The following is a 24,381-nucleotide window of genomic DNA, read 5'->3' as shown; positions in this document are numbered from 1 at the left end:
CATGTCTGGCCCTCCTCTGGCGCCCAGTAACGGAGCGGCGTGTGAGGAGACCGGTTTTGCTGCGCAATATAGCGAGCTTTGCGGCGCAGCATAACCTTGCAAGTCAGCGGGGAACAGGGGAGAAAACGTCATGTCACGCATCGCTCTGGTGACCGGAGGGACACGCGGGATCGGCCGGGCGATCAGCCTGGCGCTGAACGCGGCCGGCTACACGGTGGCCGCCAACTACGCGCGCGACGAGGCGGCGGCGGCGCGCCTGCGCGAGGAGGCCGGGATCGCGACCTATGCGTGGTCGGTCGCCGATTACGATGAGTGCGCGGCCGGCGTGGCGCGTGTGGAGGCCGAGCTCGGCCCGGTCGAGATCCTGGTCAACAATGCCGGGATCACGCGCGACATGGCCTTTCACAAGATGACGCAGGAGGCCTGGCGCGAGGTGATCGACACCAATCTGAGCGGGGTGTTCAACATGACGCGGCCGGTCTGGCCGGGCATGCGCGAGCGCGGCTTCGGCCGGGTCATCACGATTTCCTCGGTCAATGCCCAGAAAGGCCAGTTCGGCCAGGCCAACTATGCGGCGGCCAAGGCCGGCGATCTCGGCATCACCCGCGCGCTGGCCGAAGAAGGCGCGGGCCGGGGCATCACCGTGAACGCGATCTGTCCAGGCTATGTGGAGACCGAGATGGTGCGCGCCATGCCGGCCGAACGCCTCCAGCAGGTGAAGGCGCAAATCCCGGTGGGGCGGCTGGGCCTGCCCGAGGAGATCGCGCGTACAGTGCTGTTCCTGGCCGCGGACGAAGCCGGTTTCATTACCGGATCGACGTTCAGCATCAATGGCGGTCAGTACACGTCCTGAAAGCGGAGCCGGTGACTTGCAGTCAGCGCCCCGATTTTGCCCTACTGGCGGCCTAACTCCTTGCCCATGACACAGGCTCTATTCAGCCTCGTCGTCGTGGCTGCCCTTCTGCTCGGGGTGCCCGCCGGCGAAGCGCGCGCGCAATCAGACCCGTTCCAGAGACTGCTCGGCCGTGAGGCCGAGCCGCAGGCGCGATCGCTGTGGTATGAGCGCGCCGACGGCCGGGGCCGGTTCGTGTTCGACCGGTCGGCCCGGCCCGCGCTGGTCCTGATGGAGAACGGACGCGAAGTCATCCCCGTCTGGCCTGCGCGCGCCTCGGGCGGCGGCGAGGTCTGGCTGACCGATACCGACCGGGTCATGCTGCGCTTTTCCAATCTGGGCGGCGTGACCTTCTTTCCGCCCGACAACCGGGATGGCGTCATCGCCGATCCCGTGGGCGAAGCGCCGGCCATCCTGGCCGAGCCGGCGTCGGGCCGCGACCTGCAGGAGGCCGCGCGCAACATGATCAACGAACTCGCCGGACGCGCGCGGCGCGAGATTTCCGCCGAGCTGACCGATGTCGGTCCGGAGGCGAATGCCTTCATCATCGACGCCATGCACATGGTCGTTCTGGCCGCCGAGCAGACGCCGCGCCGCACGCTGCGCCAGCTCGACGTGGTGCGCATCGGCGTCGGCGAGGTGCCGCGTGCGGACTATTCGGGCGGGGTGCTGGACATTTCGGTCAATCCCGGCCGCGGCTATGGCGGACGCCCCTCCTCGGGCCGCATCCTGCAGGAGCTGGAGCAGGGGGCGTAGGGCGCGGCGCAGAGTCCCATAACTACAACAATATATTATAAAACAAGCGCTTCCCGGCGCAGGCCGGGATCCAGAGATCATGACGCGCCGTCATTCGGTGCCGGCATCGTGTCCTCCCCCTGGCTTCTGACTTTCGTCAGGAAAGAGGGCGTGCGGACTCTGACGAGGGTTTACCCCGGCCGCCAATCCTCCGGGGCCATTTCGAAGCCTGAAAACTCGAAGCCCGGGGCGACGACGCAGCTGACGAGCGTCCAGGCGCCGAGAGTTTCGGCCGTCTGCCAGCTATGGGCCGGAATGACGGCCTGGGGGCGCTGGCCGGCGCGCAGGTCAGGGCCGAGATGGAAGGACTGTGCGTTCACGCCGTCGTCCGAGCGCGTCATGGAGAGCGGGCCGCCGGCGTGCCACAGCCAGATTTCCGCGGCGTCGACCCGGTGCCAGGCACTGACCTCTCCGGCTGGCAGCAGGAAATAGATCGCGGTCGAGCGCGCGCGCCCGTCCGGGCCCGGCGCGTCGCGGAATGTCTCCACATAATATCCGCCTTCGGGATGGGGCGACATGTCGAGCAGGCGCACGATCTCGTTGACGCCGAGATCGCCGGAGAGGGCTGACACCATCAGAATGCATCCTTGCGTCGGCGCAGTTCGGCGAAGACCTCGGCGTCGCGCGCCTCGTCCATGTTCAACCGGCTGCGCAGCACCGGATCGTCCCAGCGCAGGAAGGGGTTGGCGCCGCGTTCGGCGCGGATCGTGCTGGGCACGGTGGGCTCGTTGCGGGCGCGCTTTTCCTTCGCCATCTGGACATAGGCCTGAAGCAGCGTGTTGTCGGGATCAACGGTGAGGGCGAATTCGCCGTTCTTGACCGTGTATTCGTGGCCGCAATAGACCGAGGTCGCGCCCGGCAGGTGCTTGAGGCGCTGCAGGCTCGTCAGGAATTGCTCGGGATCGCCCTCGAACATCCGCCCGCACCCTAAGTTGAACAGGGTGTCGCCGGTGAAGACCGTGTCGGCGCCGCCGAAATAGAAGGCGACATGCCCGCTGGTGTGGCCGCCGACATCGAGCACTTCGGCCTCGTTCTCGCCCACCCGCAGATAATCGCCATGGCTGACCATCCGGTCGACATGGCCGATCTTGTCGGCCTCGGAGGCGGCGGCCACGACCTTCGCGCCGGTCGCCTCGCGGATCTTGTCATTGCCCCCGGCATGGTCCCAGTGATGGTGGGTGTTCCAGATCTCGTCGATGTCCCAGCCGATCTTGCCGGCTTCTTCTAGGATCTTGTCGGGATCGGGCGTGTCGACGATCACCGTGCGTCCCGAATTCGCGCATCGCAGCAGATAGGCGTAATTGTCTTCGAGACATTCGATGATGTGGACGTCGAGCGGCATGAGGCTTTCCTTGCAGTGCGGCGATCAGCTTGGCGCGGGCCTTTTGTCCGGGCGTATTTATCATCTAGACCGTGTTGTGTTGACCCCAATTCAGGGAGGCAGGCGGCGATGCGTACCGATGCGCTGTGGATCGAACGGTTCTACCGCACCAAGCGCGGCCAGGCGGCCCGCGCCATGGTCCGGCGCCGGCTGGGCGCGCTGTGGCCGGATCTGACCGGGCTGGACGTGGGAGGCTACGGCTATCCGCTGCCTTTCATGGATGCCTGGCGCGAGCAGGCGCGGCGCACGGTGGTTCACATGCCCGAAGCCCAGGGCGCGGTGCGCTGGCCGGAGCGCCCGGACGGCCCGTCGCTGACGGTGCTCGGCGGTGAGGCGCGCCTGCCCTTTGCCGAAGCGGTGTTCGACCGGATGCTGCTGGCCCATGCGCTGGAGGAATCCGCCGATCCGCGAAAATTGCTGCGCGAGCTGTGGCGCGTGATGGCGCCGGAAGGGCGGATGGTGATCGTGTGCGCGCACCGGGCCGGGATCTGGTCGCGTGCCGATTCCACGCCGTTCGGTCATGGCCGGCCCTTCTCGCGTTCCCAGCTCTCCGAGCTGTTGACCGGGGCGCTGTTCGAGCCGGTGGCGTGGGCCAACGCGCTCTACACCCCGCCCTGGGGCTGGACCTGCGGTCCGCGCCTGTCGGAGAGCCTGGAGGCGATCGGGGAAAAGATTTTCCCGGCCTTTGGCGGCCTCATTCTGGTGGAGGCGGTCAAGCATGTCGGAGCGGTGCGGCCCGGCCAGGCCGAGCGCGTGCGCAGCAAAGCGCTTGAAGGCCGGACGGCGGCCGGTCTATCTCCAGCCCGACGCCGGCCGCTGGGCCGGTCCGTGCCACCGATGCAAGAAAGAGACGCGCCATGAGCCTGCAGCCCCGCCCCGGTCTTCTGGACATCACGCCGTACAAGCCGGGCGCCAGCGCGCCGGAAGGCGCCGTCAAGCTGTCCTCGAACGAGAACGCGCTGGGATGCAGCCCGAAAGCGGCCGAGGCCTACCGCATGGCAACCCAGTCGCTGCACCTCTATCCCGATGGCGGCGCGACGAAGCTGCGCGAGGCCATTGCCGAGGCCGAGGGTGTCGATGCGGCGCGCATCGTGTGCGGGGCAGGCTCCGACGAGCTGCTGCAGCTGATCGGACGCGGCTATCTGAACCCGGGCGACAAGGTGGTGCAGAACGAATACGGCTTCCTGGTCTATTCGCTGGTGGCCAAGCAGTGCGGAGCCGAGCTCGTCAGCGCGAAGGAAAACGCCTACCGCGCCGATGTGGACACGCTGCTGGAGGCGGCGGGCGAGGATGCGAAGATCGTCTTCCTGGCCAATCCGAACAATCCGACTGGCACCTATATTCCCGAATCCGAAGTGCGCCGCCTGCGCGAGGGCCTGCCTGAAGACACGCTGCTGGTGCTGGATTCGGCCTATACCGAGTTCGTCGATGCGCCCGACTATGCCTCGGGCATGGCGATGGTGGACGAGTTTGCCAACACGGTCGTGACGCGGACCTTCTCCAAGATTCACGGCCTGGCCGGTATCCGCCTGGGCTGGATGTACGGGCCGAGTGAGATCGTCGACGTGATCCACCGCGTGCGCGGACCGTTCAACGTGAACCTGCCGGCCATCGAGGCGGGTACAGCGGCGATGGGCGATCGCGAATTTCTCAAGCTGTCAAAGACGCACAACGACGATTGGCTGGCCTATTTCCACCAGCAGCTGGGCGGGCTGGGCTATGACGTGACGCCGTCCGTGTGCAATTTCGTGCTCGTCCACTTCTCCGACACGCCGGGCCAGACCGCCCAGGACGCCGAGCGCTTCCTAGCCGAGCGCGGTCTCGTCGTGCGCGGGCTGGCCCCCTACAAGCTGGCCAATGCGCTGCGCATCTCCATCGGCGAGGCCGATGCCAACCGCCGCGTGGTCGAGGCGCTGGAAGCGTTCAAGGCGCAGGCGGCCTAAGCGGCTCCGCCTCGTCGATCTAGTCGATCGCGCCGACGCTGCCGATGCGGGCCGGGCCGAGGAAGATACCGCCGTCCTGAAAGCGCAGCGGCAGGGCGACCCCGCCATCGCGGCGCGGCGCCATCATGGCCGCGAGGCGCAGGGCGTCGCCTTGGCCGGACTGGACCAGGCGCGCCTCCACCATGGCTTCCACCAGGCTCTCCGGGTCGGAGATCACCACCGACAGGCGCCCGGCCGGGCGCAGCATCGTGTCGAGCTGGATCTCGCCGGTGCCGCCGAGCGAGGCCGGGCCCCAAACCAGCTGGGCCGCGCCGATGCGCAGCTCGCCGCCCGAGCGCGCCCAGTCGCGCGCATCGCCTTCGGTGGCCAGCGCGCTCCAGGCGGTCACGGCACCGTCGAACCGGACCAGCGACGCGGTCGGGCCAAAGGCGGCGGCGAGTTCAGGCTCGAGCGTTCCGGCCGAGAATCGAACATTCTGCGCCTCGAAGCGGGTGCTCAGCTCGTCGGCATCGTTGAGGATGCCGGTCAGGTCGAGGCGCTGCATCGCCATGACCGGAGAGACCGGACCGTCAATCGTATCGATGACGAGGTTTTCCAGCTCGATGCCGATACGCTGCGTGCCTTCGCCGCTCGAATTGATGGAAAGCCGGGCATCGGCCGCATCGGCGCGGTAGAGGGCAGGCGCCCCGTCCGCTTCCACGGCCAGCGTCATCGGGCCGCCCAGCGTGACGATCCAGTGATTGAAATTCCACGGCATGGCGCTGGCGCTGAGGCGGTCGAAGCGGGCCTGCCAGCCGCCTTCGCCCTGCGGTGCGGCGATCTCGGGCGCGGCGACATCCAGGGTGAAGCGCAGCGGGTAACCGCCGACGCGCATGCGGGCGTGATCGATATCGTAGCCGACCGCTTCCTGGCTCTCGATCCAGCGCTCGGTCCAGCCGCGCACCTGACCGGCGGCATACATCCAGTAGACGGTGTAGATGGCGAGGACGACGAGCAGGATCGCGAACGGTGCGATCATGCGGGCACGCGAGGGGGCGGTGTCACCGGCGGGTCTGAGAAATCCCATCATGAGTGGCCGGCCTGCAGCAGGCGCGCGGACGCCGTTTCGATGCGGGTTTCAAGCTCGCGCATGAAGGCCTCCTTGGGCAGGCCCGGCTCGATGGCGGGCAGGAATTCGATCACGATGCGGCCCGGCGTGCGCACGAAGCCCGAACCGGGCCAGTGCTGTCCTGAATTGAGGGCCACGGGCACGCACGCCACCTTCATCGCACTGTAGAGCCCGGCAATGCCAGGTTTGTAGCTCTCGATCCCGCCGGGGGCCACGCGGGTGCCCTGGGGGAAGATGACGATCTGACGGCCTTGTGCCGCCCGCTCGCGTGCCTGCTTGAGCATGTCGCGCAGGGCCTTAGAGCCGGCCGAGCGGTCCACCGCGACATTCTTCAGCTTCATCGCATACCAGCCGAAGACGGGCAGGTGCTTGAGCTCCTTCTTCAGGATGATGGCCGGGTCATCGAGAATGCGCCAGAAGGCGAGCGTCTCGAACATGGACTGGTGCTTGGAGGCGATCAGCGCGCCGCCGCGCGGCAGGTGCTCGCGGCCGCGGACCTCGTAGCTGACGCCGCACAGGACGCGCAGCCCCGCAAAGACCAGCACCAGATAGAAACGCAGGCAGGCGAGCGCCCAGCTGCGCGGTCCCAGCAGGGCGGGCGCGCAGACCAGGCCCATCACCGCCATGAGCAAGTACATCCAGATGACGAAGATCGCCGAGCCGACGATATGCATGCAGCTCCCCTCCCCAGGGTGTTCAGGCGCGGCGCAGACGCACCGATTCCCGGGCATATACCGCAGCGTACTTGAAGAATTCCACCACCCAGCGCCGTGCGGTGCGCGCATCGGTCCAGGGCGGCGGGCCTTTCACGGCGCGCGGCGTCAGCGCGACCGCGGGCATCGCGGCGTGCAATTCCAGCATGGCGCGGGGCATGTGGTAGTCGGAGGTGACCACGATGAGCGAGGAAAATCCATTGCCGCGCGCCCAGCGCGCGGCTTCCTCGGCGTTGCCGATCGTGTTGGCCGCTTCCTGACCGACATCGATGCAGCAGGCAAACAGGCTGCGGGTGGCCCCGGACGCTTCGCGCACGGCATCCAGACCGACATCGGGATTGGCCCCGGAGATCAACAGGCGGCTGCCATGCCCGGCCTGCAGAAGCTCGACCGCGCTGACAACGCGGCCTTCGCCGCCGGTCAGCACGACGATGCCGTCGGCGTGCGGCGGCGGACCGGGAGGATTGGCCATGCCGGTCCGCACGAAGAGCGCGAAGCCGACGAGCGCGCTGACCACCACCACGAAGGCGACAAATCTGAGAACGGACAGCATGGCGGTCTTACACCCCTTCGCAGTGCCGGCCTTCGCATCGCCGGATCGGAAGGTAGGCTGACGCGCGGTTGCGGCGAGGATGAGGCGAAAAACCACCCATCACGACCACCGCGCCTTCAGGGCGGTGTCGACGGCGCTGCGCGCCGCCAGGGCCGCGATCAGGCCGGACACCAGGGCGGCGAAGGGCGGGATGGCGACCGCGACCCAGCCCAGCTCCAGGCTGGGCAAAAAGAAGAGCGTGCCAGCCGTACCGCCGACGAGCGCCAGGCCCCAGGCCGACAGCGCGGCGCCGATCGCGCCGACCAGCCCGGCCTTGAGCCCCAGGAAGAAGAAGCGGCGCTGGAACAGCGAGGCGATGAAGCTGTCGCGCGCGCCGACCAGGTGCAGGGCCTCCGCCACATCCCAGCGCGCGGCCAGCGAGGCGCGTGCGGCGAACGCCACGACAGCCGCTGCGGCAAGGGTCAGCAGGACAACGAGGCCGAGGGCGAAATAGCGCACCGCCGCCGCGGCGCGTTCCACCGCGCCGGCCCAGTTGCCGTGCCGGTCGACCACGAATTCATAGCCCTGACCGTCGAGCCGGGCCGCAAAGGCGCCCTCCACCGGCGGATTTTCAGGATCGATGGTCACCGCGATCAGTCGCGGCACGGGCAGGTCCTCGGGCAGGCCTCCCGAGCCGAGCCAGGGACGCAGGAGCGCCTCGGCCTGGGCGCGCGAGCGCACATCGATGCCGGTCACGCCGGGCAGGGTGGCCAGCCGCTCGCCGGCGCTCTGCGCATCCGCGTCCGCGTCGCGGTCCTCGCCGGGGAAGATCTGGACGGTGACTTCGGTGGTCAGCTGCTGCGTCCAGCCCTCGCTGGCCTGCCAGGCTCCGGCCGCGCCCAGCGCGGCCAGGCAGGCCAGGAAGACCAGGATGGCGGCGACGGCAAACAGGGGGCGGTCCCGCCCGGCATCGGGCGGCAGGAGCGGGGCGGAGCGCTGGACGGTCTCGCTCATCGTGTCCCTCCGCTGACGCTGAGCATGCCGTCATGCAGTTCGAAGATCGGGACATCCAGCGAGCGCACGAGCGAGATGTCGTGACTGGCGATCAGGACGGTGGTGCCCAGCTTGTTGAGCTCCACGAACAGGCGCAGCAGGCGCCTTGCCATGGCCGGATCGACATTGCCGGTCGGCTCGTCCGCGATCAGCAGATCGGGCTTGGACACGACGGCGCGCGCGATCGCGGCGCGCTGCTTCTCCCCGCCCGACAATGTGGGCGGGAAGGCATCGATGCGTTCCCCAAGACCGACCCAGTGCAGCAGCTCCTGCACATCTTCCGCGTAGCTCTTGCGCGCCTGGCCGGCGACACGCAGCGGCAGGGCGACATTCTCGAACACGGTGAGGTGCTCAAGCAGGCGGAAGTCCTGGAAGATGACGCCGATGCGCTTGCGCAGATCGGGCAGCGAATCGCGATCCAGCAGCGCGGTGTCCCGTCCGAAGAGCGAGACGAAGCCGGAGCTGGGGCGTTCGGCGAGATAGATGAGTTTTAACAGTGAAGTTTTGCCGGCGCCGGACGGTCCGGTCAGAAACTGGAAACTTCCGCGCGGTAAACCAAAGTTGATATCGCGCAGCACTTCTGCGCCACGCCCGTAGCGCATGCCTACGCCGTCGAAGCGGACTGCCGGCGCCGAGCCGGCTTCGCCTGAGATGTCGGGGCCGGGTCGCCCGTCCTCGTTCATGGATGGATCGGCCTTGTCATTGCGCAGTGGCGGCAGGAGTGCGAAGCAGACTATGCAAGAGGACAGAGGCTGTCGTCCATGATCGTCACGTGCCCGAGCTGCGATGCAAAATATCGCGCCGACCCGCAGGCCCTGGCCCGCAGGGGCGGGCGCGTGCGCTGCGCATCCTGTTCCCATGTGTGGACGGTCGATGACGATGCGCTGACGCTCGAGCAGCCGTTCGAGACCGGTGCGCCGGCCCCCGAACCGGTACCGGAAGAACCCAAGAAGCCCCACGAGGTCATCCGCGAGCGCGCCGAATCGCGCCGCCGCCAGGCGCGCCTGGCGACCGAGGGCGCCGGCTGGGCCGCTGTCGCGGCCCTGTTCGTCGTCATCATGGCCGGGGCCTGGCTGTTCCGCGTCGATGTGGTGCAGGCCTTCCCGCGTGCCGCCAATGTGTATGCCAGCGTGGGCATGACGGTGAATCCGCACGGGCTGGAAGTGCACGAACTCGTCGTCGAGCGGATTGAGGCGCGGGGCACACCGGCGCTCGCCATCGAGGGCGCGCTGGTCAATGTGACGGGGCGCGAACGCCCGGTCACCCCGCTGCGCGCCGCCGTGCTGGACGCCGACGGCGCGGTTCTGGTCGAATGGACGGTGCTTCTGGAGAGTCCAGAGCTGGCCGCCGGCGCGCTGGAGCGCTTCCGCACCGTGCTGCCCGATCCGCCCGCAAACGGCACGGAAGTCCTGGTCGAGCTTGCCCCGCAAGCAACCGGCGGCACACCGAGCCAGGCGCCGGCCCAGAGCCATGACGCCCCGGCCGCCGAGGCCCACGAGACCCCCGCCGCGCATTAGAAAACACAGCTCAGCGTTCGCTTCGGCGCCCGCGCTTAGACCAAGGTCGGGGTGTGCGACCGGGCCATGATTTTGCCACTCTCGCCTTTGGAGCCGGAAAACCGGCCGAGACGGGAGGAGAGATATCATGGCGAGTGTCCACGAGACCGATCAGGCCGGGCCGACGACCCGCCCGGTCATGAGCGTAGAGCGCGGCAAGCGTTACTGGCGTGAAAATCTGACATTGATGGCGATTCTGCTCGCGATCTGGTTTGCGGTCTCTTTCGGGGCCGGAATCCTGTTCCGCGATGTGCTCGACCAGTTTTCCATCGGCGGCGCGCCGCTCGGATTCTGGTTCGCCCAGCAAGGCTCCATCTACGTCTTCGTCGTTCTGATCTTTGTCTACAGCGCCCTCATGCACCGCATGGAGCAACGTATGGCCAAAGAGCTGGATCAGGGCTGAGGGAGGCGATCATGGATATTCTGGGACTTTCTCCGACCCTGTTCTGGACGGCGTTCTTCGTCATCTCCAGCTTCGGGCTCTACATCGCCATCGCCGTCTGGGCGCGCGCCGGTACCACCAACGATTTCTACGTGGCCGGTCATGACGTGCACCCGGTCTTCAACGGCATGGCCACTGCGGCCGACTGGATGAGCGCAGCCTCATTCCTGTCGATGGCCGGGTTGGTCGCCTTCATGGGCTATGACGGATCGGTCTTCCTGATGGGCTGGACGGGCGGCTACGTGCTGCTGGCCCTGCTGCTCGCGCCGTATCTGCGCAAGTTCGGCAAGTTCACCGTGCCCGATTTCGTCGGCGACCGGTATTACAGCCACGCGGCGCGGATCGTCGCCGTGATCTGTGCGCTCTTCATCTCGTTCACCTACATTGCCGGGCAGATGCGCGGCGTCGGCATCGCCTTCACCAACTTCCTCAACGTGCCGATCGAGGCGGGCGTCATCATCGGCGCGATCATCGTGCTGTTCTACGCAACGCTCGGCGGGATGAAGGGGATCACCTATACCCAGGTCGCCCAGTACTGCGTCCTGATCTTTGCCTTCATGGTTCCGGCGATCTTCCTGTCGCTGCAGATCACCGGGTCGCCCATCCCGCAGCTGGGTTTCATCGGCAATGCGCAAGACGGCACGCCGCTTCTGCAGAAGCTCGATACGACGATGACCGATCTCGGATTCCAGCCCTATACAGAGGGGGCCAAGGCGATGATCGACGTGTTCGCGATCACGCTGGCTCTGATGGTGGGAACGGCCGGTCTGCCCCACGTCATCATCCGCTTCTTCACCGTTCCCACGGCGTCGGACGCGCGCAAGTCGGCCGGCTGGGCACTGGTCTTCATCGCCATCCTGTACACGACCGCACCGGCCGTGGCGGTGTTTGCCCGGTCCAACTTCATCGAAACGGTCAACGAGTCCGAGTACTCGGTCGACGTGCGCCGGGGCGAAGTGACGGCGGACTCCCTGGGCGAGGACGCGACCCCGCAATGGTTCTATAACTGGGAACGTGCGGGCCTGCTGGGGTTCACCGACAAGAATGATGACGGGCGGATCCAGTACCGGGCCGACGCGGAGGCCAACGAGGTCACCACGCTGGACCGCGACATCTTCGTGCTCGCCAATCCGGAGATCGGTAATCTGCCGAGCTGGGTGATTGGCCTTGTCGTGGCCGGCGGGCTTGCGGCCGCCCTGTCGACGGCAGCCGGCCTGCTGATGGTCATTTCCTCGGCGGTCAGTCACGATCTCTGCCGCAAGGTCCTGTTCAGGGGCATGAGCGATACGCAGGAATTGCTGGTGGCCCGCCTCGCGGCGGTCGGCGCGGTCGTCGTGGCGATCTACGCCGGGATCAACCCGCCCGGCTTCGTGGCGGCCGTGGTGGCGTTCGCCTTCGGCCTGGCGGCGGCCAGCTTCTTTCCGGCCATCTTCCTGGGCATCTTCTGGAAGCGCATGAACAAGGAAGGCGCCATTGCCGGGATGGCCACGGGCCTGGTCCTGACGGGCATCTACATCGTCCATTTCAAGATCGGCTTCGGTTCGGGCGTGATCGGGGCGTGTGCCCTGCTCGGCGCGCTGGCCTTCGCCGTCCTGTATTTCGGAACGAGAGACCGGGGCGACGGCACGCGCGGCTCGATGGGCTTTGCCGCGGGTGGGGTCGGCCTGGCGGTGATCGGCCTCCTGGGCCTGGTCGGTCTGATGCCGAGCTTCGGCGCCGGCGTGGAAAGCGAGTGGTTCCTGGGCATCTCGCCGGAAGGCTTCGGCACTGTCGGGATGATCGTGAGCTTCGTCGTCTCGATCGGTGTCGCCCTCCTGACTTCGGCACCGCCCCAAGACGTGCAGGACCTCGTCGAGGAAATCCGCATCCCCTCGGTCGATCAACCTGCCGTGACCGGCCCGGCCCCGGCCCCCGCCGAGTAGCGGGCCTCCTCCCCCCGGGAGACCTGGTGGCGGTGTCCGGCCCGGACACCGCCACCTTTCTTTATACGCGCGGGCCACGATAGGATGGCAGCCGGGAGGCGACGCGATTGGGCCTGACTGAGACGCTTTTATGGTGCGTGGTCTATGTCGCGGTGCTGTTTGCCATCGCGGCGGTCGGCGAGGCGCGTGCCGCCCCGATCACCCGGCATCGCGCCCTGCGCCCGGCGATCTACGCGTTCGGGCTCGGCGTGTACTGCACCAGCTGGACTTTCTATGGCGCGGTGGGCGAGGCCAGCCGCAATGGCTGGGACTATCTGCCGATCTATCTGGGCCCGGCGCTGATCTTCGGCCTCGCCCATCCGCTGGTTCACCGGATGGTGCGGCTGGGCCGCGAGCACAACACCGCCTCCATCGCCGATTTCCTGTCGGCCCGATTTGGCAAGTCGGCCTCGGTCGGCGCGCTGGCCAGCTCTCTCCTGGTATTGGCCTCTCTGCCCTATATCGCGCTGCAATTGCGTTCGGCGGCGGCGAGCCTGGAAATCTTGCTGCAGCGGCCGATCGAGTTCGACGCCGCGCTGGCGTGCGCGATCGCGTTCGCCGCCTTCGCGCTTCTGTTCGGCGCGCGCCGGCCCGATCTGGGCACCGGCAATCGCGGCCTGGCCCTCGCCGTGGCGGTGGAGAGCCTGGTCAAGCTGGTCGCCATGCTGGCGATCGGCCTGTTTGCCTGGGGGTTGTGGACCCAGATGCCGGAGGGCGAGCGCGCGCAGGCCCCGGCGGCTCTGGCGCTGGCTGGCTCAAGCCTGGATCTGCGGTTCTGGACGCTGACGCTTCTGGCCGCGCTGGCCGCGCTCTGCCTGCCGCGCCAGTTTCACATGAGCGTGGTCGAGGCCGGACGCGCCGGAGATACGCGCACCGCACGCTGGGCCTTTCCCGCCTATCTCGGCGTCGTGGCGCTCGTTGCCCTGCCGGTCGCCTTGGCCGGGACGGCGCGCCTGCCGGGAGCGAACCCGGACTCGCTGATCCTCGCCCTGCCGGTGGATGCCGGGCGCGACGGGCTGGCCCTCCTGTCTTTCCTGGGCGGATTGTCGGCTTCGGCGGGGATGGTGACCATCGCCTCGCTGGCCCTGTCCACCATGGTCGTCAACGACATGCTCGGCCCGCTTCTGCTGCGCAAGGGCCACCGGTCGAGCGAGGAAGGCCTGGCGCGGCGCCTCCTGACCTACAGGCGGCTCGCCATCGTGGGCGTGGTCGCGCTGGCCTACCTGTTTCACAGCGGAATGCAGGCGCCCAGCGGGCTCTCCAGCATCGGGCTGATCGCGTTTGCGGGCGCGGCCCAGCTCGGTCCGGCCCTGATCTTCGGCCTGTACTGGCGCGGAGCGAGCCGGCCCGGCGCGCTGGCCGGCATCGGTGTGGGCGGGCTGTGCTGGGTCGTGCTGATCCTGGCGCCGGCCTATGCCGGTCTGGCGCCCATCGCGCCGGCGGGTGTGGACCCGTTCGCCTTCGCCGCGCTCACCTCGCTTGCGCTGAACACCTTCGCCTTCATTGCGGCAGTGGCGTTCCGGCGCACCGGGCTGGTCGATTACATCCAGGCCGACGCCTTCATCCGGGCGGAGAATGCCGCCCAGGAACGCGACCCGGTCGCGAGCGGCACGCGTGTCGCCGACCTGGAATTGCTCCTGATGCGGGTGTTGGGCGAGGAGGAGGCGCGCGCCTCCCTGGACAGTTTCGAAAGTGCGCTGGGCCGTGAGTTGAAATCGGGCGACACGCTGACTCCGGCCCTCGCCGGACTGGCCGAGGCGCGCCTGGCGCGCTCGGTCGGCGCGGCCTCGGCCCGGGTCCTGATGACCCGCGTGGTCCAGGGCGCACGCATCAGCCCGGACGAGGTCGTCGCCCTGCTCGACGAGACGGGGGAGAAAATCCGCTCCTCGCGCGATGCGCTGGAAGAGAGCGAACGTTCCGTCCGGTTCTACACCGACAACGTGCCCGCCCTCCTGTCCTATGCCGATCGCGACTACCGCCTGCAGTTTGCCAACCAGGCTTATCTGGACTTCTTCGCCATCGACAGGAGCGCCATCGGTCAGCCGATGAGCGCCTATCTTGGCGAGACTGAATTTCACCAGCGCAAGGGCTTCATGGATGCGGCGCTGCAAGGCCAGCGTCAGGAATTCGACGTCACGCATCCCGATGCGCGCGGACGCGACCGGATCTGGCAGCTGGTCTACCAGCCGCGCATCGAGAACGGGACGGTGCTGGGTTTCTATGGCGTCTACCAGGACGTGACGGCGCGCCGGGAAGCCGAAATCGGCCTGAAGCGCGCCTACGAGACGCTGGAGGAGAAGGTCGAGGCGCGTACCGCCGCGCTGCGCGCGGAAAGCCAGGCGCGGCTGGAACTGGCGCGCGACCTGGAAATTGCGCGCCGGGAGGCCGAGGCGGCCACCGCGTCGAAGACCCGGTTCCTGGCCGCGGCGAGCCATGACCTGTTGCAGCCTCTATCGGCCGCCCGCCTGCTGACCAGTGCGCTGGAGCAGGAGATGGAGGCTGCGGGCGACCGGCCCCGCGATCTCGCGCGCCGGATCGACCGGGCGATCGAGAATGCCGACCAGCTGCTGCGCGCGCTTCTGGATATTTCGCGCCTGGATGCGGGCGGGGTGACGCCGAATCTGAGTGTCTTCTCTCTTGGATTGCTGATCGAGGATACCGCGAACCAGTTCGCGCCTCGGGCCGCGGCCAAGGGAGTGGAGCTAACGAGCGTAGCCAACCGGCTGAGCGTCTATTCCGATCGTGGCCTGATGACGAGCGTGCTGCAGAATCTGGTGTCGAACGCGGTGCGCTACACCGAGACCGGGCGGGTCCTGGTCGGGGCGCGGCGCAGCGCGGACGCGGTGACGTTATGTGTCTACGACACCGGACCGGGCATTGGCGAGGACGAGCGCGAGCGCGTGTTTCGCGAATTCGAGCGCGGCTCGCGCAGCACGCGCGAGGATCGTGGGCTTGGACTCGGGCTGGCGATCGTCGACCGGATCGTGAAGCGGCTCGGCCACCCGATCCGGGTCCAGTCCGAAGTCGGCCACGGCACGTGTTTCCAGGTCGTCATTCCCCGCGCCAGCGGGCGGGCCGCGCGCACCAACGCGGGCTCGCGCCGCGCCGGGGCCTCGCTGGACGGCTTGCGGGTGCTCTATGTGGAGGACGATCCGGGCGTGCTGGAAGCGGGCGTGGACGCGATGCGGCGCTGGGGTTGCGAGGTGGAGGGCGTGCCGGGCGGCAAAGAGGCGATGGACGCCTTTGGCGGGAATGCGCCGGATGTGGCCGTGCTCGACTACCAGCTGGAGGAGGACGAGACCGGCCCGGAACTCTATGAGCGGCTCTGCCTTCAGTGGGGCGTCCGCCCGCCCGGCCTGCTGGCGACCGCAGAGCGCGGCGCTGCGGTGCGCGATGCGGCGGCGCGCAGCGCGCTCGACGTGCTGTCCAAGCCCCTGGCCCCGGCAGCCCTGCGCGCGAGCTTGGCAGCGATGAAGCGCCGGGCCGGACGCGGAGCCTGACCGCTCAGGCCGCAGGCGGCTCCACATCGAGCGCGCGCGCGACCAGGGTGGCCTGGGTCCGGTTGATCACCCCGAGCTTGCGGAAGACCGCGGTGATATGGGCTTTCACCGTGGCTTCGGTGATCGCCATCTCGAACGCGATCTGCTTGTTCAGCTTTCCTGCAGCGACGCCCTGAAGCACGCGCATCTGGGCGGGGGTCAGGCTGGCGAGCCGGGCCGTTGCGTCGGCGGCTTCCCCGCTGAGCTCGTCCGCGTCGTCGAGCGCCCAGATGTCTCCGGCGAGCACGGCCCTGAGCGCTTCGACCAGCGTGTCCAGCCCGGCCGTCTTCGGAATGAAGCCGGACGCGCCAAATTCAAGCGCGCGCGCCCCGATACCGGGCGCTTCGCTGGCCGAGATCACGACGACGGGGATGGCCGGAAAATCCTGGCGGAGCTCGGTCAGGCCGATAAAGCCGGTGGAATCGCACATGTGCAGGTCGAGGCAGATCAAGCTGGCCCCGTCGCCGAGCGCGTCACGCGCCTCGGCCAGGCTGCCCGCTTCCACAATGTCGGCCCCTGGCAGCACGCGGTGAACCGCCTGAACCAAGGCTGCGCGAAACAGCGGGTGGTCGTCGGCCAGAATGATGCGATCGCTCATGCAAGCCCCTTCCAAGAGAGACAGGTTTACGCTGCACCGGGCTGCGTCGCCATACGCCTAAAGTCTAAGGCCGACCGCGCCGGTTTCATACCAATGGCCAATACCGGGCGCGCTTCCCGCTCCCGATACTCCTGCGGCGACGCCGAAAACGGCGCGTTCACAAAAGGGAGGGCGGCCTCATGGCCTTTGGATCGACTTTCAAGCGGGTCTTGTACTCTGGCGCCGGCGCGGCGGCCTTGAGTCTGGTCTCGGCCGGCGCGGGCGTCGCGCAGGATGTCGACGCGCTTGAAGCGCGTATCGCAGAACTCGAAGCCATGATCGGCGCCTTGCGCGACGATCTTGCCGAAGTGCGCGAAACCAGTGAGCAGACCGGCGACCGCGTCATCGAGCTGGAACGGCGCGAGACTGCCCCGGTGGCCACGACCGCGGCGGCCAGTCCGGACGCGAACGGCTTCATGGCCGGCAATACGCGCGTGGGGTATGGCGGCTTCATCGATCTGGATGCGCATGCGACCGACCTGAATGACGGCCAGATCGCGCCAACTTCGATTGCGCGTGATTTCTACATCCCCGGCGCGATTCCCGTCGGCGCGGGCAATGCGGGCGATGCGTTCACCGATTTTACCGCGCAGGGCTCGCGCTTCTTCTTCACCACCGAAACGCCGACCGATTTCGGTCCGGTCACGAGCCGGCTCGAGTTCGACTTCCTGGGCTCGCCGGGCGGCGATGAGCGCGTATCCAACTCCTACAATCCGCGCATGCGCGTGGCTTGGGCGCAGGTGGGCAACTGGCGCATCGGCCAGGACTGGTCGACCTTCCAGAACACCAGCGCCATTCCCGAAAGCGCGAGCTTCCTCGTGGCCTCGGACGGCATGATCTTCGTGCGCCAGGCGCAGATCCGCTACACGGCGGGCAATTTCCAGTTCTCTGTCGAGAACCCGGATACCACCGTCACGCCGTTCGGCGGCGGGGGCCGCATCGATGCCGGCCAGGGCGCGATGCCCGACCTGGTCGCGCGATACAATCATGCCGGCGACTGGGGCAATCTCTCGCTTTCCGCCCTGGCACGCGACCTGGCGGTCGACGGGCCCGGCGTCGAGGCCAACACGTTCGGTTGGGGCCTGGCCGCCCAGGGCCGAATCGAACTCGGCGAAGGCTCCGACCTGCGCTTCAGCCTCGCCGGCGGCGAGGGGATGGGCCGCTATATCGGCCTGAATGCGGTCAACGGCGCGGTCGTGACGGCGAGCAACGAGCTGGAAGCCATCCCGTCCTATGGCGGGTTGGTGGCCTGGCGCCAGAGCCTCGGCGAAGGCCGCCGCGTCTCGCTGGGCTATTCCCACCTGGAAGCGGACAACGATGTGACGCTGACCGGCCTGTCGGCGACCCGCCGGGTCTATTCGGCCTTCGGCGCCTATCTGGTCACGCTGGCTCCGGGCATCACGGTGGGCGCCGAAGTGCTGTTCGGCGAACGCGAGCTGGAGAGCGGCGAGTCCGGCTCCCTGTCCCGGTTCACCTTCTCGACCAAATACAGTTTCTAGCTCTGAAAGGAGAGCGGCTTTATGGATGCGTCCAGTCCGAAGCCGGCCAGTGCCCCCTCCCTGGTGCCTGTGTCCGACACCTATGTGCGCGATCACGCCCGTGTCACGCGGGAGGTCTACGAGGCCCGGTACCGGCGCTCGATCGAGGATCCGGACGGGTTCTGGCGCGAGGAGCTCGGCCGGCTGGACTGGATCACGACGCCGCAGACGATCAGCGAGGTCGACTGGGACCCGGACAGCCTCTCCATCAAATGGTTCGAGGACGGAGTGCTGAACGTCTCCTACAACTGCCTCGACCGGCATCTGGAGAGCCGGGGCAGCGATGTCGCGCTGATCTGGGAGGGCGACAATCCCGGCTTCCACCATTCGCTGACCTACGCCCAGCTGCACAACCATGTCTGCCGGTTTGCCAACGAACTCAAGGCGATCGGCGTGCGCAAGGGCGACCGTGTCACGCTCTACATGCCGATGATCCCCGAGGCGCTCTATGCCATGCTGGCCTGCACGCGGATCGGCGCGGTCCACTCGGTCGTGTTCGGCGGCTTCTCGCCCGAGGCGCTGGCCGGCCGGATCACCGATTGCCGCAGCGAGTTCGTGGTCACGGCCGACCAGGGCGTGCGCGGGGGCAAGCCGATCGCGCTGAAGGAAAATGTCGACAAGGCGCTGGAGATCGCTTCGGGGGTGCGCGCCGTGCTGTGCGTGCGCCACACCGGAGCCGGTGTGCCCTGGGTCACCGGGCGCGATCACTGGCACCACGATCTGGCCCTTGAGGTCGATGCGCGGTGCGACCCGGAGCCGATGAAGGCCGAAGACCCGCTCTTCATTCTTTACACGTCCGGTTCGACCGGAAAGCCCAAGGGCGTGCTGCACACGACCGGCGGCTATCTGCTGTGGGCCGCGCTGACCTTCGATACCGTGTTCGAGATGAAGCGCGGGGAGGTGTTCTGGTGCAGCGCCGATATCGGCTGGGTCACCGGGCACACCTATCTTGCTTACGGCCCGCTGGCCAACGGCGCGACGACGCTGATGTTCGAAGGTGTCCCGACCTGGCCGGGCCCGGACCGCTTCTGGCGCATCGTGGCGAAACACAAGGTCAGCGTGCTCTACACCGCGCCGACCGCACTGCGCGCCCTGATGCGCGAAGGCGACGAACCGGTGAAGAGACACGACCGCTCCTCGCTGCGCCTTCTGGGCACGGTGGGAGAACCGATCAATCCCGAGGCCTGGCGCTGGTATCACGAGATGGTGGGCGAGGGGCGCTGTCCGATCGTCGACACCTGGTGGCAGACCGAGACCGGGGGCTGCCTGATCACGCCGCTGCCCGGCGCGCACGACCTGAAACCGGGCGCCGCGAGCTTTCCCATGTTCGGGATCGAGCCGGCCCTGGTGGATGCGGACGGAAATTTCGTGGAGGGCGAGGGCGACATTTCCGGCAATCTGGTCCTGAAATCGAGCTGGCCGGGGCAGATGCGCACCGTCTACGGCGATCACGAACGCTTCGCGGAAACCTATTTCACGACCTATCGCGGGCTCTATTTCACTGGCGACGGCGCGCGCCGCGATGCGGACGGCTACTGGTGGATCACCGGCCGGGTCGACGACGTGCTGAACGTGTCCGGCCACAGGTTGGGCACGGCGGAGATCGAGAGCGCGCTGGTGGCCCACCCGCTCGTTGCGGAGGCCGCGGTCGTAGGCTATCCCCACGAGATCAAGGGGCAGGGCGTGTATTGCTATGTCACCCTGAATGCCGGACTGGAGCCGACGTCCCACACCGCCGCCGAGCTTAAATCGCATGTGCGTACCGAGATCGGCCCGGTGGCGAGCCCGGACGTGATCCAGTTCGCGCGCGCTCTGCCCAAGACCCGTTCCGGCAAGATCATGCGGCGTATCCTGCGCAAGATAGCGGAGGGCGAGGTGAACACGCTGGGCGATACCTCGACACTGGCTGATGCCGACGTCGTGGAGAGCCTCATCGAGGGGCGCAGCGCGCTGAACTGAGCACGCCTGCGAGCCGCGCAACGGCGATGTCAGTCACTGGGCCAGCCACCGGGCGGCCGCTTCAATGGCACACGTTCATGCAGCGCCGCACGGCGCTGTATCGCAGCCTGGGCGGCATCTCGCCGGTTATTTCGGGAATTTCGGATGGTGGGCGCGACAAGATTCGAACTTGTGACCCCTACGATGTCAACGTAGTGCTCTAACCAACTGAGCTACGCGCCCCAACCGAAGGGAGCGTTCCTATAACGGGGCCAATTGGCCCTGACAAGGCGCTATGTGAACTTCCCCGGCGTGTGTCATCCGGCGGGCTGCATCCGCCCGGTCCGGCAAGACGGTTCGGGACTGCTCAGGCCGCTTCCATCACGCGGGCGACCTCGTCGACCAGGTCGCGCAGGTGGAAGGGTTTGGACAGGACCTTGGCATCCTTGGGCGCGTTCGAGCCCGCATTGAGGGCCACCGCCGCGAAGCCGGTGATGAACATGATCTTCAGCCCCGGGTCGATTTCGGCGGCGCGGCGCGCCAGCTCGATCCCGTCCACGCCGGGCATGACGATGTCGGTCAGAAGCAGGTCGAAGACGCCGGCGCGGTCGCCAAGGGCCTCGAGGCCTTCTTCCCCGTCTCCAACCGGCTCGACCTCATGACCGGCGCGCTTGAGCGCCTTGGTCAGAAAGTCGCGCATGGAGTGGTCGTCTTCAGCGAGCAGAATGCGGGCCATGCCTGTTCCTCTTGGCGTCGTGTTGCTTGAAAGGAAATATACCCCGGCGAGGTAAAATTCCCCTGAACGCGCTGTTAGTTCCGATGAAACCGGTTCAACTATCGTTTGACCCCGGCGGGGTGAGTCTTGAAAGTTAACGCCATGAGCGCTTCGTCCAGCCCTTCGTCATCGTCCAGCAACCCGGTCCGCATCGACAGGCCCCAAGTGCGCAGCTCGCGCTTCGTGTTTGCTTCCCCCCATTCGGGACGCGATTACACGGCCGATTTCCTGGCGCGCGCCGCGCTGCCGGTCTCCCTGCTGCGCCGTTCGGAAGACGCCTATCTCGACCAGCTGTTCGAGGCGGTGCCCCGGTACGGCGCCTCGCTGGTGGCCGCGACCTTTCCGCGCGCCTTCGTCGATCCCAACCGGGCACGATGGGAGCTCGATCCTGCAATGTTCGACCGCAGGCTGCCCTCCGAGGCCGGACCTGTCACCGCGCGCGCCGCAGCGGGCCTCGGCGTGGTGCCTCGCCTGGCAGCGGACGGGCGGGCCATCTATGCCGGCCGTATCTCGCTTGACGAGGCGCTGGAGCGCGTACGCCGGCACTACGATCCCTATCACGCCGCGCTGAAGCAGGAGATCGCGATCGTGCGCGACCAGTTCGGCGAGGCGGTCGTGATCGATTGCCATTCCATGCCTTCGGGCAGTGCGCGCGGCGCCGATATTGTGCTGGGAGACCGGTTTGGCGTCTCCTGCGCGCCGGGCCTGGTCGAACACGCCGAGCAGGCCTTCCGCCGGGTCGGGCTCGGCGTCGTGCGAAACCGGCCCTATGCCGGCGGGTATACGACCGAATATTACGGGCGGCCGGACGCAGGCGTTCACGTGTTGCAGGTCGAGATCAATCGCGCGCTCTATCTGGACGAATCGCGTGTCGAGCGATCTGCGAAGTGGCCCCGTTTGGCCGCGGCGCTGGACAAGTGGGCGCAGGACATTATGAGCTATGGCGAGGCGACACGTGCCGCTGCGGAATAGGCGCCGATGACGAAGTTCCGATTCAGCGTACTGTGGAATTTCAATTCCAAAAGACGCGCAGGGCGTGTATGTCTGATGTAAATTGTCAATTGATGACCGTCTGTCGCACCGGGGGGAAGACAGAATTAGAGCCAGTCGTCTAATCGTGAGGGAAACCGGCCTATGACCAACGAGATCGACCATCATGTAGGCAAGCGCCTGCGCCGCCGCCGGCGCCTGCTGGGGCTGACCCAGTCCCAACTTGCCGATGCGGTGGGCATCAGATTCCAGCAAGTGCAGAAATACGAGTGCGGCGCCAATCGCGTCAGCGCCAGCCGCCTGTTCGAACTCGCTGAAGCGCTCGACGTGCCGGTGCAGTATTTCTATGAAGGCATCGAGGGGCGCGGTCCTGCTGCAGTGCCTCAGGAGGACTCGCTGGAGCCTGACATTCTGTCGAAGAAGGAAACGGTCGACCTGGTGCGCGCCTATTACCGTCTCAAGGAGCGTCCGCGCCGCCGTCTGCTGGATCTGGCCCGTTCGCTCGATCCGAGCGAACGCTCGGCCGACAGCGACGTGGCGTGAGGCCTTCGCATCCCGGATCTCCGGGACGCGCAAGAGCCGGTCTGAATGTCCCTGGATTCTCTTAAAGCCGATCTCGTCTTTGCCGAAGATCTTGCCGAGGCCGCGCGCGACTGTGCGCGGTCTCGTTTTCGTGCCGGCCTGCAGGCCGACAACAAGGATGCGGGCGGCTTCGATCCCGTGACCGAAGCGGACCGGGCCATCGAGGCCCGGCTTCGGGCCCTGATCGAAAACCGCTACCCGATGGACGCTGTGCTGGGCGAGGAGGGCGGCCACACGCAAGGCACGAGCGGGCGGACCTGGGTTCTCGACCCGATCGATGGCACGCGCGCCTTCATTGCCGGGGTGCCGACCTGGACGGTGCTGATCTCGCTGACGACGCAGGACCACGGTCCGGTTTTGTCGGTGATCGACCAGCCCCATATCGGCGAGCGTTTCTGCGCGATTGCCCATGACGGCCATCTTCAGGCCGAGCTGGTGCACGAGGCGCGCCGCCGTGCGCTGACCACGCGCTCGACAAAGCATCTCAAGGACGCGCTGGCCGCGACGACCGATCCCTACCTGTTCAAGGGCGCCGAAGCGGACGCGTTCGAGGCGGTCCGCGGCCGGGTGCGCCTGATGCGCTTCGGCCTGGATGCCTATGCCTATGCGATGATCGCTGCGGGCGGTCTGGATCTGGTCGTGGAGAGCGAGTTGCAGCCCTGGGATATAGCGGCTCTGGTGCCGGTGGTGCGCGGAGCCGGAGGCGTCGTGACCGACTGGCGCGGCCGCGACACGTTCGAGACCGGCCAGGTCGTTGCCGCGGCCACCGCGGCGCTGCACCGCGAAGCGCTGGACGTGCTGCGCCCCGCCGCCCGGTAGGCGACGGGGCCGGGCACGGGTATCAGCCTTCGGTGTCTTCGCCGTTTTCGCCGGTGTCGCTGTCGTCTTCGACCGACTCGCTCGACCCGTCCGCGGCCTCATCGCCGGCCGCCGGCTTCACGAAGCGCAGCGTCATGCGATCGGATTCCCCGATGCTCGTGTAATAGTCCGGATCGAAATCCTCGCCTGCATCCTCGCCGATGCGCGAAACCGGAGGCAGGGTCCAGACGCCGAACGGGTGGTCGGCGGCATCGGCCGGGTTGGCGTTGATCTCGCTGGCTTCAACCAGTTCGAAGCCGGCCTCCTGCGCCAGCGCGACGACATAGTCTTCCTGAACATAGCCGCTGGCCGCACGCGGATCCTGCTCCCGGCTCGCGGGCAGGCGGTGCTCGACCACACCCAGTACGCCGCCGGGCGCCAGCACCTCGTAGAAGTCGGCGAAGGCCTTTTCCGCAAAGCCGCGCGACATCCAGTTGTGCACGTTGCGGAAGGTGAGGACGGCGTCGGCGCTGCCGGGCGCCAGGATAGGTCCGGTTTCCGGGCCGAACTCGGTCATCTCGACCTCGCCGTAGCGCGGGTCGGAGAAGCGCTCGACATAATTGTCGCGGAAGGCGATCAGGCGCTCCTCACCGGCGGTCGGGAAGTAGGCGGCGACGTAGCGTCCCTCGTTCGCGGCGATCCACGGGGCCAGCACCTGGGTGTACCAGCCGGCGCCCGGCCAGATCTCGACGATGGTGCCGGACGGATCGATGTCAAGAAACTCGATTGTTTCCTGAGGATTGCGCCACTCGTCGCGCTCTGTCTGATCGCCGCGCCAGTCGCCTTCGACCGCCCAGGCGAGCGAGCCGTAGGGGGCCTGTTCCAGCAGGCCGGCCTCGGCTTCGGTCTCCTCCCCGGCCTCGCCGTTGGCGGCGCCTTCCGCACCCTCGGCGGGCGCAGCCGTCTCTTCGTCCGAGGTTTCGGGCATGGTGTCGTCCTGGCCGCCGCAGGCAGCGAGCAGGGTGCAGAGGGCGAGGGTGCAAACTGAATAGCGCATTGAAAATCCCATACCAGAGCTGGAAAGCAAGACCCGCATCAAGCCGTGTCCTTGCCTGAAAAATCAAGGGTGTTGACCGGTTTTTGCCCGGCCCTCTTGCACAGGCGGAAATCGTTACCCAAATATTTTGGCGAAGACCGCCTCATGGGGT

The 24,381-nt window shown here is 67.3% G+C and carries 23 protein-coding genes and 1 tRNA gene; 13 read left to right on the top strand and 11 right to left on the bottom strand.

Annotation, left to right across the window (positions count from 1 at the left end):
- Positions 1-130 precede the first annotated feature (130 nt).
- A complete protein-coding gene (phbB, locus tag E5162_RS10850; protein WP_135945284.1) occupies positions 131-853 on the top strand; it encodes an acetoacetyl-CoA reductase in 723 nt (240 codons plus the stop codon).
- A gap of 66 nt (positions 854-919) precedes the next feature.
- Positions 920-1,648 carry a DUF4908 domain-containing protein gene (locus E5162_RS10845; RefSeq protein ID WP_135945283.1) on the top strand — a complete coding sequence of 243 codons (729 nt, stop codon included), beginning with the start codon at positions 920-922 and terminating at the stop codon, positions 1,646-1,648.
- Between the two features lie 170 nt (positions 1,649-1,818).
- On the opposite strand, the gene E5162_RS10840 is transcribed toward E5162_RS10845, so the two are convergent.
- Entirely contained in the window at positions 1,819-2,262 is a 444-nt protein-coding gene (locus E5162_RS10840; protein ID WP_135945282.1) for a cupin domain-containing protein, read from the bottom strand.
- Entirely contained in the window at positions 2,262-3,029 is a 768-nt protein-coding gene (gene gloB / locus E5162_RS10835) for a hydroxyacylglutathione hydrolase (RefSeq protein ID WP_135945281.1), read from the bottom strand. The genes E5162_RS10840 and gloB overlap by 1 nt, the downstream gene beginning before the upstream one ends.
- A gap of 108 nt (positions 3,030-3,137) precedes the next feature.
- On the opposite strand from gloB, the gene E5162_RS10830 reads away from it, so the two are divergent.
- Positions 3,138-3,929 (top strand): class I SAM-dependent methyltransferase, encoded by a 792-nt coding sequence (locus tag E5162_RS10830; RefSeq protein ID WP_135945280.1) that lies wholly within the window; start codon positions 3,138-3,140, stop codon positions 3,927-3,929.
- Positions 3,926-5,011 carry a histidinol-phosphate transaminase gene (gene hisC, locus E5162_RS10825; RefSeq protein WP_135945279.1) on the top strand — a complete coding sequence of 362 codons (1,086 nt, stop codon included), beginning with the start codon at positions 3,926-3,928 and terminating at the stop codon, positions 5,009-5,011. The genes E5162_RS10830 and hisC overlap by 4 nt, the downstream gene beginning before the upstream one ends.
- A gap of 19 nt (positions 5,012-5,030) precedes the next feature.
- Here the strand turns inward: hisC and E5162_RS10820 are convergent, their stop codons facing one another.
- From E5162_RS10820 to ftsE, 5 genes are all read right to left on the bottom strand, one after another.
- Entirely contained in the window at positions 5,031-6,080 is a 1,050-nt protein-coding gene (locus E5162_RS10820; protein WP_135945278.1) for a DUF2125 domain-containing protein, read from the bottom strand.
- A complete protein-coding gene (locus E5162_RS10815; protein ID WP_135945277.1) occupies positions 6,077-6,793 on the bottom strand; it encodes a lysophospholipid acyltransferase family protein in 717 nt (238 codons plus the stop codon). Before E5162_RS10815 ends, E5162_RS10820 begins: the two co-directional genes overlap by 4 nt.
- A gap of 22 nt (positions 6,794-6,815) precedes the next feature.
- Positions 6,816-7,385: a YdcF family protein gene (locus E5162_RS10810; RefSeq protein ID WP_135945276.1), complete on the bottom strand. Its 570-nt coding sequence runs from the start codon at positions 7,383-7,385 to the stop codon at positions 6,816-6,818.
- A gap of 99 nt (positions 7,386-7,484) precedes the next feature.
- The gene (locus E5162_RS10805; protein WP_135945275.1) at positions 7,485-8,378 is read right to left on the bottom strand and encodes a cell division protein FtsX; all 894 of its coding nucleotides are present in this window, start codon (positions 8,376-8,378) and stop codon (positions 7,485-7,487) included.
- Positions 8,375-9,100 carry a cell division ATP-binding protein FtsE gene (gene ftsE, locus E5162_RS10800; RefSeq protein WP_135945274.1) on the bottom strand — a complete coding sequence of 242 codons (726 nt, stop codon included), beginning with the start codon at positions 9,098-9,100 and terminating at the stop codon, positions 8,375-8,377. The genes E5162_RS10805 and ftsE overlap by 4 nt, the downstream gene beginning before the upstream one ends.
- Positions 9,101-9,178: 78 nt before the next feature.
- Here ftsE and E5162_RS10795 point away from each other — a divergent pair, with 78 nt between their 5' ends.
- The 4 genes from E5162_RS10795 to E5162_RS10780 all read left to right on the top strand — a co-directional run bounded on the left by E5162_RS10795 (position 9,179) and on the right by E5162_RS10780 (position 15,876).
- On the top strand, positions 9,179-9,934 hold the full coding sequence (locus E5162_RS10795; RefSeq protein WP_135945273.1) for a zinc-ribbon domain-containing protein: 756 nt from the start codon (positions 9,179-9,181) through the stop codon (positions 9,932-9,934).
- Positions 9,935-10,112: 178 nt separating this feature from the next.
- Positions 10,113-10,376, top strand: a complete 264-nt coding sequence (locus E5162_RS10790; RefSeq protein WP_135945694.1) for a DUF4212 domain-containing protein — start codon at positions 10,113-10,115, stop codon at positions 10,374-10,376.
- 11 nt (positions 10,377-10,387) lie between these two features.
- Complete coding sequence (locus E5162_RS10785) at positions 10,388-12,337, top strand: sodium:solute symporter family protein (protein ID WP_135945272.1); 1,950 nt, start codon at positions 10,388-10,390, stop codon at positions 12,335-12,337.
- 107 nt (positions 12,338-12,444) lie between these two features.
- Positions 12,445-15,876: an ATP-binding protein gene (locus E5162_RS10780; protein WP_135945271.1), complete on the top strand. Its 3,432-nt coding sequence runs from the start codon at positions 12,445-12,447 to the stop codon at positions 15,874-15,876.
- Positions 15,877-15,880: 4 nt separating this feature from the next.
- On the opposite strand, the gene E5162_RS10775 is transcribed toward E5162_RS10780, so the two are convergent.
- On the bottom strand, positions 15,881-16,513 hold the full coding sequence (locus E5162_RS10775) for a LuxR C-terminal-related transcriptional regulator (RefSeq protein WP_135945270.1): 633 nt from the start codon (positions 16,511-16,513) through the stop codon (positions 15,881-15,883).
- A 179-nt stretch (positions 16,514-16,692) separates the two neighbouring features.
- Between E5162_RS10775 and E5162_RS10770 the strand changes: the two genes are divergently transcribed.
- On the top strand, positions 16,693-18,051 hold the full coding sequence (locus tag E5162_RS10770) for a DcaP family trimeric outer membrane transporter (RefSeq protein WP_135945269.1): 1,359 nt from the start codon (positions 16,693-16,695) through the stop codon (positions 18,049-18,051).
- 21 nt (positions 18,052-18,072) lie between these two features.
- Positions 18,073-20,049, top strand: coding sequence for an acetate--CoA ligase (gene acs / locus E5162_RS10765; RefSeq protein WP_135945268.1), 1,977 nt, complete (start codon positions 18,073-18,075; stop codon positions 20,047-20,049).
- A gap of 145 nt (positions 20,050-20,194) precedes the next feature.
- On the opposite strand, the gene E5162_RS10760 is transcribed toward acs, so the two are convergent.
- A tRNA-Val gene (locus tag E5162_RS10760) sits at positions 20,195-20,271 on the bottom strand.
- Positions 20,272-20,395: 124 nt separating this feature from the next.
- Positions 20,396-20,764 (bottom strand): cell cycle two-component system response regulator CpdR, encoded by a 369-nt coding sequence (gene cpdR, locus E5162_RS10755; RefSeq protein WP_135945267.1) that lies wholly within the window; start codon positions 20,762-20,764, stop codon positions 20,396-20,398.
- 141 nt (positions 20,765-20,905) lie between these two features.
- On the opposite strand from cpdR, the gene E5162_RS10750 reads away from it, so the two are divergent.
- The 3 genes from E5162_RS10750 (at position 20,906) to hisN (ending at position 23,194) form a co-directional block, all read left to right on the top strand.
- Positions 20,906-21,775 carry an N-formylglutamate amidohydrolase gene (locus tag E5162_RS10750; protein WP_135945266.1) on the top strand — a complete coding sequence of 290 codons (870 nt, stop codon included), beginning with the start codon at positions 20,906-20,908 and terminating at the stop codon, positions 21,773-21,775.
- A gap of 162 nt (positions 21,776-21,937) precedes the next feature.
- Positions 21,938-22,336, top strand: a complete 399-nt coding sequence (locus tag E5162_RS10745) for a helix-turn-helix domain-containing protein (protein WP_135945265.1) — start codon at positions 21,938-21,940, stop codon at positions 22,334-22,336.
- 45 nt (positions 22,337-22,381) lie between these two features.
- Positions 22,382-23,194 carry a histidinol-phosphatase gene (hisN, locus tag E5162_RS10740; RefSeq protein WP_135945264.1) on the top strand — a complete coding sequence of 271 codons (813 nt, stop codon included), beginning with the start codon at positions 22,382-22,384 and terminating at the stop codon, positions 23,192-23,194.
- 22 nt (positions 23,195-23,216) lie between these two features.
- Here hisN and E5162_RS10735 read toward each other — a convergent pair whose 3' ends face one another.
- Positions 23,217-24,230, bottom strand: coding sequence for a class I SAM-dependent methyltransferase (locus tag E5162_RS10735; protein WP_188634451.1), 1,014 nt, complete (start codon positions 24,228-24,230; stop codon positions 23,217-23,219).
- Positions 24,231-24,381: the final 151 nt, after the last annotated feature.

Origin of the sequence: Marinicauda pacifica, from assembly GCF_004793635.1 — a bacterium.
Lineage (GTDB): Bacteria > Pseudomonadota > Alphaproteobacteria > Caulobacterales > Maricaulaceae > Marinicauda > Marinicauda pacifica.
This window is presented reverse-complemented; position numbering and strand designations above follow the sequence as displayed.